Source organism: Streptomyces vilmorinianum, assembly GCF_005517195.1.
Classification (GTDB): domain Bacteria; phylum Actinomycetota; class Actinomycetes; order Streptomycetales; family Streptomycetaceae; genus Streptomyces; species Streptomyces vilmorinianum.
The window spans coordinates 6,422,965-6,438,398 of record NZ_CP040244.1; the positions used below are offsets into that span (position 1 = coordinate 6,422,965).

14 protein-coding genes are annotated in these 15,434 nt (G+C 68.3%); 5 read left to right on the forward strand and 9 right to left on the reverse strand.

Annotated elements, in window-relative coordinates; all coding sequences use genetic code 11:
- Positions 1-203: 203 nt before the first annotated feature.
- The 5 genes from FDM97_RS29655 to FDM97_RS29675 all read left to right on the forward strand — a co-directional run bounded on the left by FDM97_RS29655 (position 204) and on the right by FDM97_RS29675 (position 4,670).
- Complete coding sequence (locus tag FDM97_RS29655) at positions 204-839, forward strand: hypothetical protein (protein WP_137993562.1); 636 nt, start codon at positions 204-206, stop codon at positions 837-839.
- Positions 836-1,996, forward strand: a complete 1,161-nt coding sequence (locus FDM97_RS29660) for a hypothetical protein (RefSeq protein WP_137993563.1) — start codon at positions 836-838, stop codon at positions 1,994-1,996. The genes FDM97_RS29655 and FDM97_RS29660 overlap by 4 nt, the downstream gene beginning before the upstream one ends.
- Positions 1,997-2,025: 29 nt before the next feature.
- On the forward strand, positions 2,026-2,409 hold the full coding sequence (locus FDM97_RS29665) for a DUF4913 domain-containing protein (protein ID WP_254705798.1): 384 nt from the start codon (positions 2,026-2,028) through the stop codon (positions 2,407-2,409).
- 513 nt (positions 2,410-2,922) lie between these two features.
- Complete coding sequence (locus FDM97_RS29670) at positions 2,923-3,558, forward strand: hypothetical protein (protein WP_137993564.1); 636 nt, start codon at positions 2,923-2,925, stop codon at positions 3,556-3,558.
- 278 nt (positions 3,559-3,836) lie between these two features.
- Positions 3,837-4,670: a hypothetical protein gene (locus tag FDM97_RS29675; protein WP_137993565.1), complete on the forward strand. Its 834-nt coding sequence runs from the start codon at positions 3,837-3,839 to the stop codon at positions 4,668-4,670.
- A 128-nt stretch (positions 4,671-4,798) separates the two neighbouring features.
- Here the strand turns inward: FDM97_RS29675 and FDM97_RS29680 are convergent, their stop codons facing one another.
- The 9 genes from FDM97_RS29680 to FDM97_RS29720 all read right to left on the reverse strand — a co-directional run bounded on the left by FDM97_RS29680 (position 4,799) and on the right by FDM97_RS29720 (position 15,433).
- A complete protein-coding gene (locus FDM97_RS29680; RefSeq protein ID WP_137993566.1) occupies positions 4,799-5,875 on the reverse strand; it encodes a zeta toxin family protein in 1,077 nt (358 codons plus the stop codon).
- A 47-nt stretch (positions 5,876-5,922) separates the two neighbouring features.
- A complete protein-coding gene (locus tag FDM97_RS29685; protein WP_137993567.1) occupies positions 5,923-6,405 on the reverse strand; it encodes a hypothetical protein in 483 nt (160 codons plus the stop codon).
- Positions 6,406-6,458: 53 nt separating this feature from the next.
- The gene (locus FDM97_RS29690) at positions 6,459-6,698 is read right to left on the reverse strand and encodes a hypothetical protein (protein WP_137993568.1); all 240 of its coding nucleotides are present in this window, start codon (positions 6,696-6,698) and stop codon (positions 6,459-6,461) included.
- A gap of 13 nt (positions 6,699-6,711) precedes the next feature.
- A complete protein-coding gene (locus FDM97_RS29695; protein WP_175439276.1) occupies positions 6,712-8,109 on the reverse strand; it encodes a WhiB family transcriptional regulator in 1,398 nt (465 codons plus the stop codon).
- 127 nt (positions 8,110-8,236) lie between these two features.
- Entirely contained in the window at positions 8,237-8,839 is a 603-nt protein-coding gene (locus FDM97_RS29700) for a hypothetical protein (protein ID WP_137993570.1), read from the reverse strand.
- An 11-nt stretch (positions 8,840-8,850) separates the two neighbouring features.
- The gene (locus FDM97_RS29705) at positions 8,851-11,148 is read right to left on the reverse strand and encodes a PRA1 family protein (RefSeq protein WP_137993571.1); all 2,298 of its coding nucleotides are present in this window, start codon (positions 11,146-11,148) and stop codon (positions 8,851-8,853) included.
- 61 nt (positions 11,149-11,209) lie between these two features.
- Complete coding sequence (locus tag FDM97_RS29710) at positions 11,210-11,740, reverse strand: hypothetical protein (protein WP_137993572.1); 531 nt, start codon at positions 11,738-11,740, stop codon at positions 11,210-11,212.
- Between the two features lie 94 nt (positions 11,741-11,834).
- Positions 11,835-12,368, reverse strand: a complete 534-nt coding sequence (locus tag FDM97_RS29715) for a hypothetical protein (protein ID WP_137993573.1) — start codon at positions 12,366-12,368, stop codon at positions 11,835-11,837.
- Positions 12,369-12,412: 44 nt separating this feature from the next.
- Positions 12,413-15,433, reverse strand: a complete 3,021-nt coding sequence (locus FDM97_RS29720) for an ATP-binding protein (protein ID WP_137993574.1) — start codon at positions 15,431-15,433, stop codon at positions 12,413-12,415.
- Position 15,434 lies beyond the last annotated feature (1 nt).

Here is a 15,434-nt window from a genome sequence, read left to right on the forward strand (position 1 = left end):
GGCCGCCCCCAAGTCCACGGACATCGAGCGGTAACCAACAAACTCCCCACAAAGGGGCGTACGAGAGCACGACCCCCGAAGACGGGCCGGAGACCGGCGAGGAAGTAGAGCTCTACTTCACGGACGTCTTCGCCCCTTCGTGCTGGGGATCTTCATTTTCTGGCGAGGTACGGTCGAACACACCACGTACGAGGGAGATGAAGATGCTGACGGAGACCACCGGTCGGACGCCGCAGGACCTTGCCGCCGAACTGGCGAACATGCGGGCCGTCGACGACTGGCCGTCGGTGTGGTCGGGACCGCCGCAGGGCGGGTCCGGGGAGTTCGACGAGTGGTGCGGGCGGTACGGCTGGGAGCCGCAGACGTTCGACCGGCAGTTGGAAGTGCTGACACCTAGCGGCGGTCACTGGACGTTCTACGACCGCTTGGGCGGCGAGTGGAGCCCTGTGGAGAGCCTGACGCACTACGCGTGGCAGGTGAGGGCTGACTCCCCGGCCGAGAACAGTGCGGTCCTCGCGACCGCCGCCGAGATCTGGCCGACGCATCTGGAGGCGGCTGCGAGCGTCCTGGGCGCGCCCACGTGGAGCGGTTCCTGGGACGCCGCCGACTTTCCGGAGCCGCCCCATCCGTCGTACTGGCAGGGACGCGAAGCGCGTATGCGGAGCCGCCGCCCGTACGAGTTCGCGTATTGGGCTCCGGGCGGAGACGTTCCCGGGCAGCCGTACATCGTGCTGAGCCAGTCGGTGACGTTCCCGACCTGGACCTCCACCATGGCGGGCGGGTCGGCGATCGCTCTTGATGTGTACGCGCCCGGCGAGTTCCGGGAAGCTCGCCGATGACGGGTGTGGCGCCGCCCACTCCGGCCGAGCTCGCGCGTGCCGTGGCGCTTGAGGAAGCGTACGAGGCAGCGAAGCCGCGCACACCGGACCAGGTGGAGGAAGTGACGGCCCGAATATGGGGGGACTGGGAAGCGGCATACCCGGACGAGCAGACCAGGCCACCTCTGCTGTCGTTCATCAGGGAGGTCGCCGCCACTCGACCGGTCACCATCGAGGGCCGGGGTGACGTCCGCGCGTTCTGGTCCTTTCGGTCCCAGCCGGAAGGCGCGACGCAGGAAGTGGGGCACAGGTTCGTCGCGCAGGCATGTGGTGAGTCCCGGCAGTACCAGGTGCTGGAGGACACAGAAGCAGGCCGACAGCTTGACTCCTACCACTTGTGGCAGCCCGAAGTGCAGAAGGCGCTGGCCCGAGACCTCGGCGTGGACATTGCGGAGATGAAGGAATTCGCTCCGGAGGTCTGGAAGACGGCCTCGCTGCACTATGCCAAAGAGGCCACGGGGCCGGTCGTTGCCTTCGCCGCCGATATCGGCCAGGGCTCCGTCCTCGGTGCAACCGAGATGCCGGAGCTTCTCAAGCACAAGAACGTCGGCAAGGAAGGAGTGAGGTTCGCACTCCCCTTTCCCCGTCATGAGCATCTTCCTGCGGAAGTCGATGGGTTGATGTCGGACGAGGCCGTGCGGTGCCAGATGCGGATGGAGGACTACGACCCAAAGAAGTCGTCGCCGAAAGAGTTCGCCGAGAAGCTCGCCGCCATCGACGTCCCCGAGCGGCAGAAGGCGGCCCTCGAAGCCGTGGTCGCGAGACTGTCGACAGCCAAGAGCTACGAGGAGCTGACCGCACCGTCGGCGGAGACCGAGCAGCCCGAGCTCAAGGAACCGGCGCTCACGCAACCCGAGCTGAAACAGCCCGAGCTCATGGAGCCGACACTCACGGAGCCCGAGGCGAAGGTGCCGGCGCCCGCTCAAACCGTGCCCAAGCAGCCCGAGGTCAAGCAGCCCGAGGTCAAACAGCCCACACCGGCCAACGCGTTCATGCCCGGTGTGACCATGCCCCGCGCCATCACCGTCCCGGCCCGCCGCACCGCGAGCGCCAGCACCCACGGCGTGATCAACCCGACGATCGAGGCCGCCCCCAAGTCCACGGACATCGAGCGGTAACCGACAGCCTCCCCACGAAAGGGCAGTACGTGAGCACGATCCCCCAAGACGGGCCGGAGACCGGCGAGGAAGTGGAGTTCTACTTCGCGGACGTCTTCGCCTTCGTCTCCGAATACCTCTCCCCGACGATCTGCCGCCGAGTGAACGGATCCTCCGCCACCTGGTGCCCCCGATGGTGGGAGCACCCCGAGGCCGGGGCGCGGCTCTCCGCCCTGTGGCTGGCCTGGGAGCATCTGCGCCACGATCCGGCCCTGGGCATGTCGACGTGGTGGCTGCACCACGCCGATCCGCACCTGCGGGTGCTCATGGACACGGACCTGGGTCCGTTCGCGGCCTGCTCCCCCAAGGTCGGCGGACACACGGCCTACCCCTTCGACCCGCTTCCTCTGGAGACGTACGACGCCCACTCATAGCCCGAGCGACATCGGTGAGGACGTCCGCGGGGGTGTCGAGAGGCTGACCACTTCGACCTACGGTGAGAGGGGCAACGGATCTCCCTCTTCGGGACCCTCATACGGGTCGGACCGGGCTCACCTTCCGCGCTCTCGCAGCACTCCCATGAACGTGGACGCGGGGCGGCCAGGAACGGTACACGCCTTCACTGCGGTGGCGACGCCGCCAAAGGGCTCGTGCGTCGTCGACGTACTGCAGCCCGTCGGCGATCCCGAGGGCGACGAGTCCGCTGACTGACACACCCCGGCGCTCAGCGCAGACGGGTCCCAGTCGCGGGCGGAGTGAGCGCGGTGGGGCTCGGTGTGCACAGCGGCCGTGCCGCGCGGGCGGGGCTGTGGTCCACGACCTGTAGGAGTGGAGGGGGTCCGAGGTTCCGCAGCATCATGGGCGCGATCGCGCTTTCCCCTTCGTGCTGGTGATCTTCATTTTCTGGCGAGGTACGGTCGAACACACCACGTACGAGGGAGATGAAGATGCTGACGGAGACCACCGGTCGGACGCCACAGGACCTTGCCGCCGAACTGGCGAACATGCGGGCCGTCGACGACTGGCCGTCGGTGTGGTCGGGACCGCCACAGGGCGGGTCGGACGAGTTCAACGAATGGTGCGGGCGGTACGGCTGGGAGCCGCTGACGTTCGACCGGCAGTTGCGCGTGCGGACGCCGGGTGGGGGACGCTGGACGTTCTACGACCGGATGGGCGGAATGTGGAGCCCGCTGGTGACCTTGAGGCACTACACCTGGCAGCTGCGAGCTGGCGCCGCCACGGAGAACGGTGCGGTTTTCGACACTGCGGCCGAGACGTGGCCGGCGTATCTCAAGGCCGCCGAGGGCGTTTTCGGTGCGCCCACGTGGACCGGCCCCTGGGATGCCGCCGACTTCCCCGAGCCCCCTCACCCCCGGTGCTGGAACGACCGCGAGGAGCGGGTGCTCAACCGCGAGCCCTATCGATTCGCTTACTGGGCGCCTGAAAGTGGCGTTCCAGGACAGCCGTTCATCATGCTGTCCCAGACGATTGCGTTCCCCACCTGGACCACCGACATGCCGGGCGGCTCGGCCATCTCACTTCGGGTGGTTCCGCCCGCTGAGTTCCTGGAGAGCGGCCTGTGACGGAATTCGCTCCGCCGACACAAGCCGAGATCGAGCGTGCCATGGTCCTTGAGGAGGAGTACAAGGCAGGCCGCGACCCTCTCCCTCCAGCCAAGGTCAGGCAGGCCGTCGACCTCCTGTACAGGGACTGGCAGGCGGCGGGAGGTCCGGCGAAGTTCCCTGACGTGCTGGCATTCAGCGCCAGTGTCGCGAAGACCGAGTCGGCCACCGCTGAGAACCGCGGGGAAGTCCGCGCCCTCTGGTCCTGGAAGTCCCAACCGGAGGGAGCGCCACGTGAGGTGGGGCACCGGTTCCTGGCCCAGGCATGCGGCGAGAGCCGTGGGTACCAGGTCCTGGAGGACACACCGGTCGGCCGCAGGCTCGAATCGTACGAGCTGTGGGATGAGGACGTGAAAGCGACACTCGCTGACCGGTTCGCTCTGGACGAGGACTACGTCAACGAGGCCCCCGCGAAGATATGGGACGCCGCCTCGGCGGAGTACGCCAAAGCGGCCACCGGACCAGTCGCGGTCTTCGCGGCCGAGATCGGTGCCGGATCCATCCTGGGCGGGACGGAGATGCCGAGGGTCGTCGGCCCCGAGGGTGTCGGCAGGGAAGCCGTGGGGTTCCCGATCGACTTCCCTCAGCAGGCGCATCTGCCGGCGGACATGCACGACCTGATGGCGGACCCGGCGGTTCGCTGCGACCTGCGCAGGGAGGACTACCAACCAAACTCGTCGACCCCCGCCCAGTTCGCCGCCAAGCTCGCCACCCTCCACGTCCCGGAACACCAGAAGGAAGCGCTCGCCGCCGCCGTCGCACAACTGTCGGCAGTCGAGAAATACGAGGAGCTGGCCGCACCGACTGCGGAGCCCAAGCAGCCCGAACTCAACGAACCAGCGCTCACGGAGCCCGAAACGAAGGTGCCGGCGCCCGCTCAAACCGTGCCCAAGCAGCCCGAGGTCAAACAGCCCGAGGTCAAGCAGCCCACACCGGCCAACGCGTTCATGCCCGGTGTGACCATGCCCCGCGCCATCACCGTCCCGGCCCGCCGCACCGCGAGCGCCAGCACCCACGGCGTGATCAACCCGACGATCGAGGCCGCCCCCAAGTCCACGGACATCGAGCGGTAACCAACAAACTCCTGCGAATACCTCTACAGCCAGGATGACCCGGCATGTCCGACCACTTGTAGGTACGAACGCGGCCAGGGCGCCGGTGGCAGCTGCCGAAGCGCCGGCACCGGCCCTGTCGAAGTCGGTCAGAGACCGAAGCCGGGGCCGCGCCGGGGGCCCGGCGCGGGCGGAGGGGGAGTCGTCGGGGTGGGGACGCCTCGTGGGGTCGGGGCGCGGGTGGCGGTGATGTCCACGCCGGGCATGAACTGGGCGCCTCTGCTCACCCGTACCGTGGCATCGCCCTGCTGGAAGGCCCGGTTCGCGGCCGGAGTCGCTGCCTCCGGTGCCGGCTTCGGGCCGAAGTCGCCCCGGTCGGTCGTGATCAGCCCGGTGGCCAGGCCCTGCTCGGCAAGTATCTCGGCGTTCTCCCGGCCGATGGAATAGCCACGGCCCGTGCCGCTGTTCGCGTACAGGCCACGGATGAAGCCCTCGGGCGCCATGCGGCCGCCGTACCAGTCACGCCCAGCATCGAACTCGCGGCGGCCTGCCAGCCAGCGGGACGCGTTCTGCTCCAGGCACTGCTCCTCGGGGACCTCCACCGACAGCACCACACGCTGGTCGTAGCCCTCGCGCTGAAGTTCCGTGAGCAGGTTCGCGGTCCACCCGAGGGCCCGCAGGGACTGGTCGTAGAGCAGGTTGTAGCCCTCGCCACGGGCCCACTTCTCGATCAGGTCCTGGACATGGCCCGACTCCCGGTGGACCAGGGACGCTTTCTCCGAAGGGGACAGCGGGCGGCCGTCGGACAGCCGGTCGAGCCCGGCGGGAAGCTGCGGTGCGCCGCCCTGCTCGAAGAGCAGCACCTTGAATTCGTCCGGATCGAGGACGACGTAGTCGTCGAGGCTCACACCGTGCACGCGCCGCAGCTCGTCACCGAGCGCCGAATCCTGCGCCTCCCACTGCGATAGACCGCGCTGTGCCCTGCCCTTACCCGACCCGGGCGCTCCACCCGTGAAGAGCACGGCGTGACCGTCTCGGGACTTCCCCTTGCACTGCTCCTTGAACCGCTCGATGAGCGCGACGTGCAGACCTTTACGTTGGCGAGTCCACGCTCCCGCTTCCATATGGCGATTCTTGGTGTCGTACTCCCCTGCCATCGCCAGGTCCCCACCAGGGCCCATCCGCTGCTGCAGCTCCTCGTAGAACTGAGCGTATTCCCCCGTCAAGAGCTCTTCATTCCTATCGCTGCCCGAGACAGACCGGAGTTCTGAGGTCAGAACCCACGTTGCTTGAGAACCGACCGGATCACTTCGATGTCTTCATCCGTCAGCTGGCCGAGCGCCCAGCCCTGGTTGACCACGGCCAGGGTGTTGTCCTGATGCGTCGGCGCCGTGTGCATCGGGTCGAACCACTCCTCCTCGAAGTCCCAGGCGGCGATGGTCGCCAGTGCCTCGTCGCGCGGGATCTCGCCCGCCGCGTAACGCTCGATGTACGCACGCAGCGACGGCTTCCCGTCGGTCCTGATACCTCCCCGCGCAATGCGCCTAAGGATCTCGTGGATGTCCTCGATCGTCAGCTTGCCGAGCTCCCGGGCCTCGTTGATCACGGCCATCGTGTTGTCCTGGCCCGGCGGCTCGGGGGCGTACCACACCACCTCGAAGTCCCAGGCGGCGATGGTCGCCAGTGCCTCGTCGCGGGGGATCTCGCCTGCCGCGTAGCGGTCGATGTAGTCACGCAGCGATGGCTTGTCGGTCATGACTGCCGCCCTCTCTTCATGATCGGTATGACAACGGCTTCTGACTGGGCTGGTCAGTCCAGGGCTTCGGTGGTGCCGTCCGCGTGGATGAGGAGGCGGATCGCGCCGCCGTACCGGTCGTCGGTGATGGATGCCGGGGCCGGCGCGCCGAACTGCTGGGCGCGCTGCTGGAGGATCGAGATGACGACCTCCTGGATGTCACCGTACGGGGGCGCCGTGACGGGGACGCCGTCGATCAGGCCGGCGTTGGGCGAGAAGATGCGGACTTCGGCCGCCGGGGGCGTGGGCTGCACGACTCAGGTCCTTTCAGGAGTGTTCGGCGAGGTCGTCACGGGCGAACGGAACGACGGGGGATTCCGTGGGGTCAAGGGTGTACGTACCACGGGACACGCGCCGGAGCCGTGCGGACTTGACCATGGCGGACAGGATGTTGCTGATCGACTTCGCCGACTCCTGGAACACCTCCGGGGGCAGCGCGATCAGCACGTCGCGGGCGGTGAACGGACCGGGCAGCGAGGCGACAGCCCGGTCCACGGCCTGGCGCAGGCTCGTCGAGGGGTGGAGGGCGCGCACCACCGCGCCCCCGGTGTCCGGGGCGCCGGGGCGGCCAGGGCCTCCAGAGGCCGGGAAGCCGGCGGCCGGAGCGACCGCCTCGTACGCCTCGATGTGCGCGGCGAGTTCGCGCAGCGCGGCCCGGAGGTCCGCCAGCATCGCGCGTCCGGACGCGCCGCCCTTCGTGCGATCCGCGTTCGGGTCCATGCCCGTGTCCGCGTCGATGCCGCCGTCCGGCCCGGTCATGAGAACCGACATGACCTCCTCGATCCGGACGATCGAGTCCGCGACCCGCCGCAGCAGAGGCTCGAAGAGGTCCTGACGCAGTGCGGTGATCGGGTCGCTGGTCGCGAGCTCGACGCTGACCGAGCCGACGAGCCCGGTGTCCGCCGGAATGCGGGAAGCGTCCTCGGGCTGCTCGGCCCGCCAGGCCTCCAGGCCGAGGCGCGCCCGCCGGCACGACTCGGCCAGCTCCGGCGCGAGACCGGCGGACGGCGCGTGCGCCAGCATCCCGGCGAGCCGCTCGGATGCTTCGAGCGCGGGCAGCGCGGCGAGCAGCAGCGGAGTGAGGACGGCCTGCTGCACGGCGAGCACGGGATCGTCGAGAGCGAAGGTGATCCGTTCACCTGCCGGCGCCGCCATTGATACCTCTGCTACGTGATGTGTCTTCTGGGTTGGGACCGTGGACCGCGGCCCCGGCCGGACCGGCGTACGCGGGCGCGGGCGCAGGTGCCGGGACGTGTGTCCGGGCGCGAACGCGTCCAGTACGGCATCGAGTTCGGCCTCGAAGTCGGCGGACCGCTGCCTGAGGTCCACCGGGGTCGTCAGGTCCCCTTGCGGGGTGCCGATGCCGAGCCGGCGGCGGATGAGCCGCCGGTCCTGCTCGGTGGTCCCGGCGAGGTACCCGCCCGGATCCGGGCGGAGGACGGAGTCCTCCAGGCACTCCCGCCGGAGCGGGCAGGAGGCGCAGAGCTGCCGAGCCGCGTGGGCCAGGGCCTGGATGCGCCGTCCCTGGATGGGCAGTTCGGCGGAGCTGACGGGCGGGTTCTCCAGAAGCGGATGCCGGAAGACGTCCGGCCGGCGGTGGCAGGGCAGCGAAGCGGCGGCCGCGCCTGGCGTTGCCGATATGGACGCAGCGTGAGTCCTGCGCATGGTTGTGACCATGAAAGTGCCCCCCGTGGCAAAATTTGATACCTGGGGACTCTAGAGCAGTGCAAATGGCGACAGCAAAGCGGTTCCGAACTGTAAGCAAGATGGTCAGAAGCTTTCTGATGTGACATCAGGCTCCCTTGGCGCGCCGCGTGACGCGCCTCACGGCCCGCCGCGTGACACGCCGGAGCGCGGCGGCGCCCCCACCCCGGACCATGAGCACGGCGACCACGCCCGCGAACCCGAGCGGCACGGCGGCCGGGGGCGCGACCGTCCCCACGCCGGCCGCCACGAGGAGCACGACGTCGGCGATCACGACGGTGAGACCGCGCCGCCCGGGATGGTCCTTGACCATCCACGCGCCGAGCAACGCCATCCCGGCGATCGCCCAGTGCCCGAAGACGGCCTGCCCGCTCGCCCACCCGGCCGGAATGCCCCGGGCGATGTCCGCCACGGCCGCGAGATACCCCGCGAACGCGGCGGTCAGGACCGTCGACCCGAGCGCCAGGAGCAACTGGCCGCGCCTGCGCAGCAGGAACACCAGCAGGCCGAGCACCAGCAGCGCGCAGATCGTGATGAACGAGCTCATGCTGGAGGAGGCGAGGAGGAAGAGCGTGTACGCCCCGGCGAGCCCGAGGACGAGCCTGGGCAGCAGCCGAACGGCCCAGGCGTCGCTCTTCTCCTGCCGGACGAGGCGCCGTACGGCCCCGACGACCGAGTCGGTTCGTGACATGAACGGTCCTCCTATCGGGGCATGCGGTTGCCGTCACCCGGCGGCCGCTGCGGGGGCAGCTGCGGCGGGTTCGGCTGCGCGGGCTGCTGCACCACCGGCTGCTGGGGCGGCTGGACGCGCGGGGGGCGGGGCGCCGCGGCCGGCGGCGCGGACTGCTGCGGCACGGGCTGCGGTGCCGGCTGCTGCTGCGGCGCCGGCGTCGCAGCCGGGGGCGGAGTGGTGTTGCGCTGACTGACGCGGCCGGTACGACGGGGGGCCTGCTGAGCGGTCTCCCCCGAAGCGGGACCGTTGTCTGCGTTCGAGGCCGCCCTGTCGTACGAGTCCTGCTGGACCGTACGTGCCTGGTAGGCGCTCTTGCGCTGCTGGCGCTTGGAGTTGTTGATCGCGAGCCAGCCACCCTTCTGCAGCTTCTCGTCGAAGACCTTCTTGTCCAACCCCCGACCGACCATGCCTCCGACACGCTTCGCGGCGCCCCCCGCGACCCGCCCGGTTCCCGCGGCCACCCTGCCGGTCACCGAAGCCCCGCCCCGAGCGACCGACCCCATCATCGGAACGGCCTTCGCGGCCACCGCACCCGGCATGTCGCCCACGCCGAGGGCATCCTCAGCTCCGGCGATCTTCGGGCTGTACGCCCCTCCGATGAGCTTCTTGAGCATCATCACGACGGCGACGGTGACGAGGATGAGCATGAGGAGCTGCATGCCCAGCGAGATCCGGGCAGGCAGGATCATCTGGTAGAGCACGAGCAGCACGGTGAGGATGATCCCGAAGCCGGCCCGTAGCACGAAGCTGTGGATGAACGTCTGCAGCCAGCCTTTGAGCAGCTTCTGCTGGGAGGGGTGGATGCCGATCGTGGCGACCAGCGGCAGCATGATGATCAGGATGAGCGTCACCGCGTGCCAGAGCAGAGTGAGGGCACTGAGCACGATGACCATGACGCCGGCGATGAGAGCGGCGACCAGGGAATAGAAGGCGAGTCCGACGCGAGTGCCGGCGTTTTGCCCTGCCCAGTCATTGAAGGGAACTGGGTAAACGTGCTGGTCCGCGACAGAATTCGCCCGATTCGGATAGCCCTTTCCCGTGCCGCCGGCGATGTCTATCCGAATGGGGACCCATTGCTCCTTTTCCTTGTCGATCTCCGGCTTATCCTCGGGGAACTCGTCGATGTTGGTCGTGGACTGCGACACGGCGTGCTTGACCCTGAGATCCTCGCAGCGCACGCCTCGACCGTAGTCGCACTCGGTGCCCGTGCTGTCCGGGAAGCACGTGCCGTTCTCGACCTTACCGTCGCCATCGTTCTTGAAGATGCAGTTCGCACCATTTTCCCCGAACTGGCCCAGGGCCCAGGGTCGGAAGACGAGGGTGTCGTACATGGTGCAACTCGAGGCGCGAAGCCCTCGATTGGTCTTCTCATCCTGGTTGAGGTCGCAAGGCGACTGCAGCTCTCCGGACATGCCCGACAGGACCGCCTCGGCCAGCAGCGAGTTGAAGTTGGCGATGCCGACGTCGGCCTGTTCGATGACCTTGTGATAATTGCTGTCGCGGTTGTCACCGCTACCGGCAAGCAGGGCGACTACGGCGATGGTCGTCAGGCAGGCCCATCCGACACCTGACCAGACCTCGCGCATCTGCTGCTGGCGCCACTTGGTGAACACCCAGATACCGGTGAGCAGGATCATGGCGGGCACGGCAGGCTTGAAGAGGTTGTCCCGCAGCGCGCCAATAGCGTTGTCACGCCCCGTATACAGACCACTGAGAGGGCTCGGATTCGAAGCCAGTTCCTTGATGGAGATGGCCGCACGAGAAAGAATCTTAGTGCCGTTGAAGACCATGTTGGCGACACCATTGTTGACCATGTCCATGACCGAACACTTGTCGGCCTCGTCGCCATCCGGGTTGGGTTCGGAGGCGTTGCCTCTCCCGAGGAAGGTCATGGACCAGTTCAGGCCCCGCATGCCGTTGATCTCGTAGAACGTGTACCTGTCGGGGCTGTTGCGCATCTCAACGGCGCCGGTGATCATGCCACTCGTGTCATTGAGGTTCTTGGCGCGTTTACTCTTATCCTTTTCCCACTGATTGACCGCGGGAATGATGGACTCGCCGTTCGCACCCGGACTGTCGCGGGTGTAGCTGTCATCCCCGGTGACCTTGCAGCTGATGTCGAATTCGATGGCCTGCGCCGTGTTCGGGACGGAGAGCGTCAGCGCGACCAGCGCGAAAACGAGGAACAGGCCTGTTCTGACGATCCGCCCGGCACCGCGCACCAGGTTGCCCGGCGAGCGGGGGACGGTACGAGTTCCGCGTGACATGGCCCTACGGCGCACGGGTTAGGTTTCCTTCCAGGATCCGGGGTACCGGGGCGGGGAGCGGCTACAGGTCGTAATTCGTGGTGAAGCAGCCCTTGACCAGACCCTCGTGGATCTCGAAGCCGCTGGGCACCTTTTCACGACGATCCGGGTTGCAGGACAGTACGAGCAGACCGTTCTGCACCAGGCTCTGGCCGGCGTAGTCACTCACGGCAGAGATCGCGAAGTTCTGGCCGACCGAAAAGGAACCGCTGCCCTTGGCCAGCGCCCCCTGGAACTTCGCCATGTCACCGATGAGCAGCATGGTGACCCACCTGCCCGCGCCGTCCTGGCAGAGGGCACGCTCCTGGATTCCCCAGGCGGGGTCCTTGGCCTCATCCTCCATGTAGTCGTTCTCCTGGCTGCTCTTCCGAAGCTGGTCGCACGAGACCCCGCGCTCCACGACGGCCTTCTGGACGTCGGCCATCGTGCTCGCCTTCGGCAGGTTGCTCAGTGGACCGCTGGCGGCTTCCCCGCCGTCGTCGCCGCAGCCCGTCAGGGTCACGAGCGCGCTCAGCGCGACGGCTCCGGCTGCGAGGGTCTTGGACAGGCGCATGGAACTCCCCTTGGGGTTGTGGCAAGCGATGAGGAATGGACCGCGGCTGAGGTGCCCGGAGTCGGCTTCTCCGTGTGGGTGGGGTGGGCGTCGGCTAGTCGGGCATGTAGTCCGTGGTGAAGCAGCCCTTGGCCAGGCCGTCCTTGGCCGTGAAGCCGGTGGGGAGGCTCTCTCGGTCCCCCGGGTTGCACGACATGCGCGTGAGGCCGCCCTGCATCAGAAGCTGGCTGGCCTCGTCGCCGACGGCGGTGAGGGCGAAGTTCTGGCCGATCAGGAAGTCCCTGCCGAAACCGCCATTCGCCTCTGCCTTCGCGGTGGCCTCCTGGAACTTCGCCATGTCGTCGATCAACAGCAGAATCAGATCGTCATCGCAGACTTCGCGTTCTTTGATGCTCCAGGCGGGGTCCTTGGATTCATCAATCATGCCGTCGACGTCGGACGGCCGAAGCTCACTGCACTGGGCCCCGGTCCCCGTGATGAACTTCTGAAGTTCGGCCATGGTGTTCGCCTGCGGCAGGCCGCTCAGCGGACCGGCGGCGGCATCCCCGCCGTCGTCCCCGCACCCCGTCAGCGTCACGAGCGCCGTCAGCGCGACGGCTCCAGCAGCGAGGGTCTTGGACAGGCGCATGGAATTCTCCTTGGGTCGGATCGGGTCTCGCGGGCCGGGGCAGGTCAGACCGCGGCCGTGGCTTCCTGGGCCGGGCTCGGCGTCGGGTCCAGGTCGTTCGTCTCCTGCAGGAACGTCCAGTCCCAGACGCTCAGCGGGGGGTTCACGCCCTGCCTCGACGGGCGGGTCGTGCCGTTCGTGTCCGTGGCCGCGAGGATCTCCTTGAAGACCAGGTCCACCGCCACCGTCCCCACCCGCTTGTCCGCGTCGCGCTGGAGGCAGACACCCGTGCGGAGCTCCTGCAGAGCGGCGACGACCTTCGCGTCGGTCTCGGGGCGGCCGAGCAATGGCGCCACAAGCGACGCCTCCTGAGCGGACTTCTGCTTGAACGCGAACACCGTGTGGATCTGGTTCGCGCCACCGCTGCGCGCCTCGGAGTCCTCGATCTGGACCAGGTCGATGGCCTGCTGGGTGATCAGTACCGTCACCGCCAGGTACGAACGGCCCTGCTTCAGCGCCCGGCGCATCAGGTCCCGGCCGCTCTCCGTCGCCGTGACGACGTACGCCTCGTCCACGAACAGCGCCTTCGGACGCAGTCCGATCTCGCCCGTCACCGGGTTCTTCTCGTACCCGACGTCCAGCATCTGGCTGCCCAGCTCGACGACCGCCATCAGCGCCGTCGCCGCGAGCCGCTCGGCCGGGTTCCAGTTGCGCGGGTCGGAGGCCGCGGGTGACTGGAATCCGCGCAGGGTGATGACCGTACGACGCTTCCGCATCGCCGACAGGGTCTGCGGCTTCTCCGCGAACGCCAGTCGCGCGTACGGCAGCGTCCTCAGCTCGGTCAGCAGCATCTGCGCCAGCTTCAGGTCCTTCGCGGCCTCGCGGTCGTTCGTCGCCACCGCGTGGTCATAGGCCCGTACGACCTCGTCGACGACCTGCCACAGCGTCGGCCTCGGCACCCGGTCCTCGGCGTCCCGCGCGCTCAGGCCCTGCTCCGTCGCCTGCCGGATCGCCGAGTTGTACCAGCCGACGACCGTCGCCATCGCCTCGATGACGGGCAGCCGCACCCGCTGGTAGTCCTCGTCGCCCAGGAATCCCCGCAGCATCGATTCGGCGAGCAGCCGGCCCGACGGCACGTCGCGGGCGATCACCCACGGATCGAGCACGCCCGCCTGGCCCTTGAGAAGGTCGACGACCTCCGTCTCCGCCCAGAACTCCGGGTTCACCGGCTGGAACCGGCTCTCCGGCGTCCCGAGCACACCCCGCTCCGCGTCCGCCGCGAACTCCGGATCGTTCACCTGGGCGCCGAAGCCCAGGTAGTAACAGAGCTGCGCGAAGTCCGTCTTCGGGTCGATGACCAGGCAACGGACGCCCGACTCCGACTCCTCGTAGAACTTCTGCAGCGCCAGCGACGACTTTCCACCACCGGACGCGCCGACGATGGCGAGACCACCGCCGTCGTTACGGGCCGGGCCGACGTGCAGCGAGTAGTGGACCGGCATCTTGCCCGCCCACCCGACCAGGTTGCCCACCCAGCCGAGCTTCTTGCCGGACCGCTGCTCGGGGTTGTCGCCCAGCTCCGTGCCGGCCGTCGGCAGCCCGGCGCCGAGCTGCTCCACCTCCTGCAGCCGCAGGTACGGCGCGATGGGCAGCTTCGGGGCGTTGCCCGGCAGCTGCGACTGGAGCAGCCGCCACTGCTGACGCGTCGGGCGCAGCAGCGTGACCTTCAGGTCCTGCTTGAACTGCATCTCCAGGATGCGCCGGCGCCGCTCCAGCTCCGCCGGGTCGGACGCGGAGACCGTGAAACGGATCTGCGCCTCCATGCCCGGCATCTTGTGCTCCTCGATGTCGTCGACGAGGTGCTGGGCGCGGGTGACCTGGTTGGCGAGCTTGGTGTCGGGCGAACGGCCGGAGTTGGCCATGTCGTTCATCTCGTCCAGGAGGTTGCCGCTGATCTTTCCGGCGCGATCCTTGAACTTCATGTACGGGATGAGGGTGAAGCGCATGTCGATCTCGACCGGGAACTCCACGTTCTGCGCCGCGTACCGCGCCCAGGCGGTCGACTGGCGGAACCGGGTCTCCGTCGGCCAGTTGGCGGCGACCAGCGTCGTCGTGTAGCTGGTGTGCTGCTCGCCGGTGACCTCGTCGTACTGGTGCAGCACGATGTGCGTCTTGCGGTTCTCACCGGAGAAGTCGACCACCAGGTCGAACTGGTCCGGACCCCACGACCGCGAACCGAGCACCGGCTCGGGCGGCACCGGCAGGTCGCCGTGGAGGGGCTTGCGGATCAGCCAGACCAGCTCCTCGCGGGCCAGCGGCGTACCGCCGAGGCTCTCCAGGCTCTCGTGCACCTCACGCGCCACCTGGGTCCACTGGGCCAGCAGACCCGGCGACAGGTACTCGCCGTGGACACCGGTCGCGCTCGCCGCCGCCTTGTCGGCCGCGCCGGTCAGGGCACGGGACAGGGCCAGCTCCTCGACCGGGTCGTCGCCGCCGGGCAGCACACCGCTGCCGTCACCGGAACCGCGCTTCAGCGAACCCAGCTTGACCAGCAGGATGTTCCGCTCGCGCATCGCCCCGATGCGCTCCTGGTACTCCGCCTTGCGGAAGTTGTACGCCTTGTAGTTCTCGGTCGGGTCCCAGGCGACGGCGTTGAGCTCCTCGGCCCAGCCGACGGCGGTGATCGGCCGGTACACCTTGCGGTAGTGGCACTCGACGTTCCGGTCGCCCCGCGCGAGGTTGAGCAGGGCGCGGGCCGGGGCCTCGGCCATCGCCTGCAGCTCGGTGGCGTTGAGGTACTCGTCGATGGAGGTGGGCAGGACGATGCCGGTCCAGACCGAGTCGCCGTGGACGAAGATCATGTCGTCGGCGTAGCGGTACGGCAGCCGCATCTCCTCGCGCCGGGCCTGCCCGCGGTCGCCCTGGGAGCGGCCGCGGTTGCCGGAGCCGCCGCGTGAACCGGAGCCGGACTTTCCGTCGCCGCCCTGGTTGCCGTTGGCGGCCTTGGCCTTGGAGGAGGAGGCGGCCATGATCATGGCGATCACGAAGAAGGCGACCGCCCCGCCCAGAAGGATCATCATGAACATG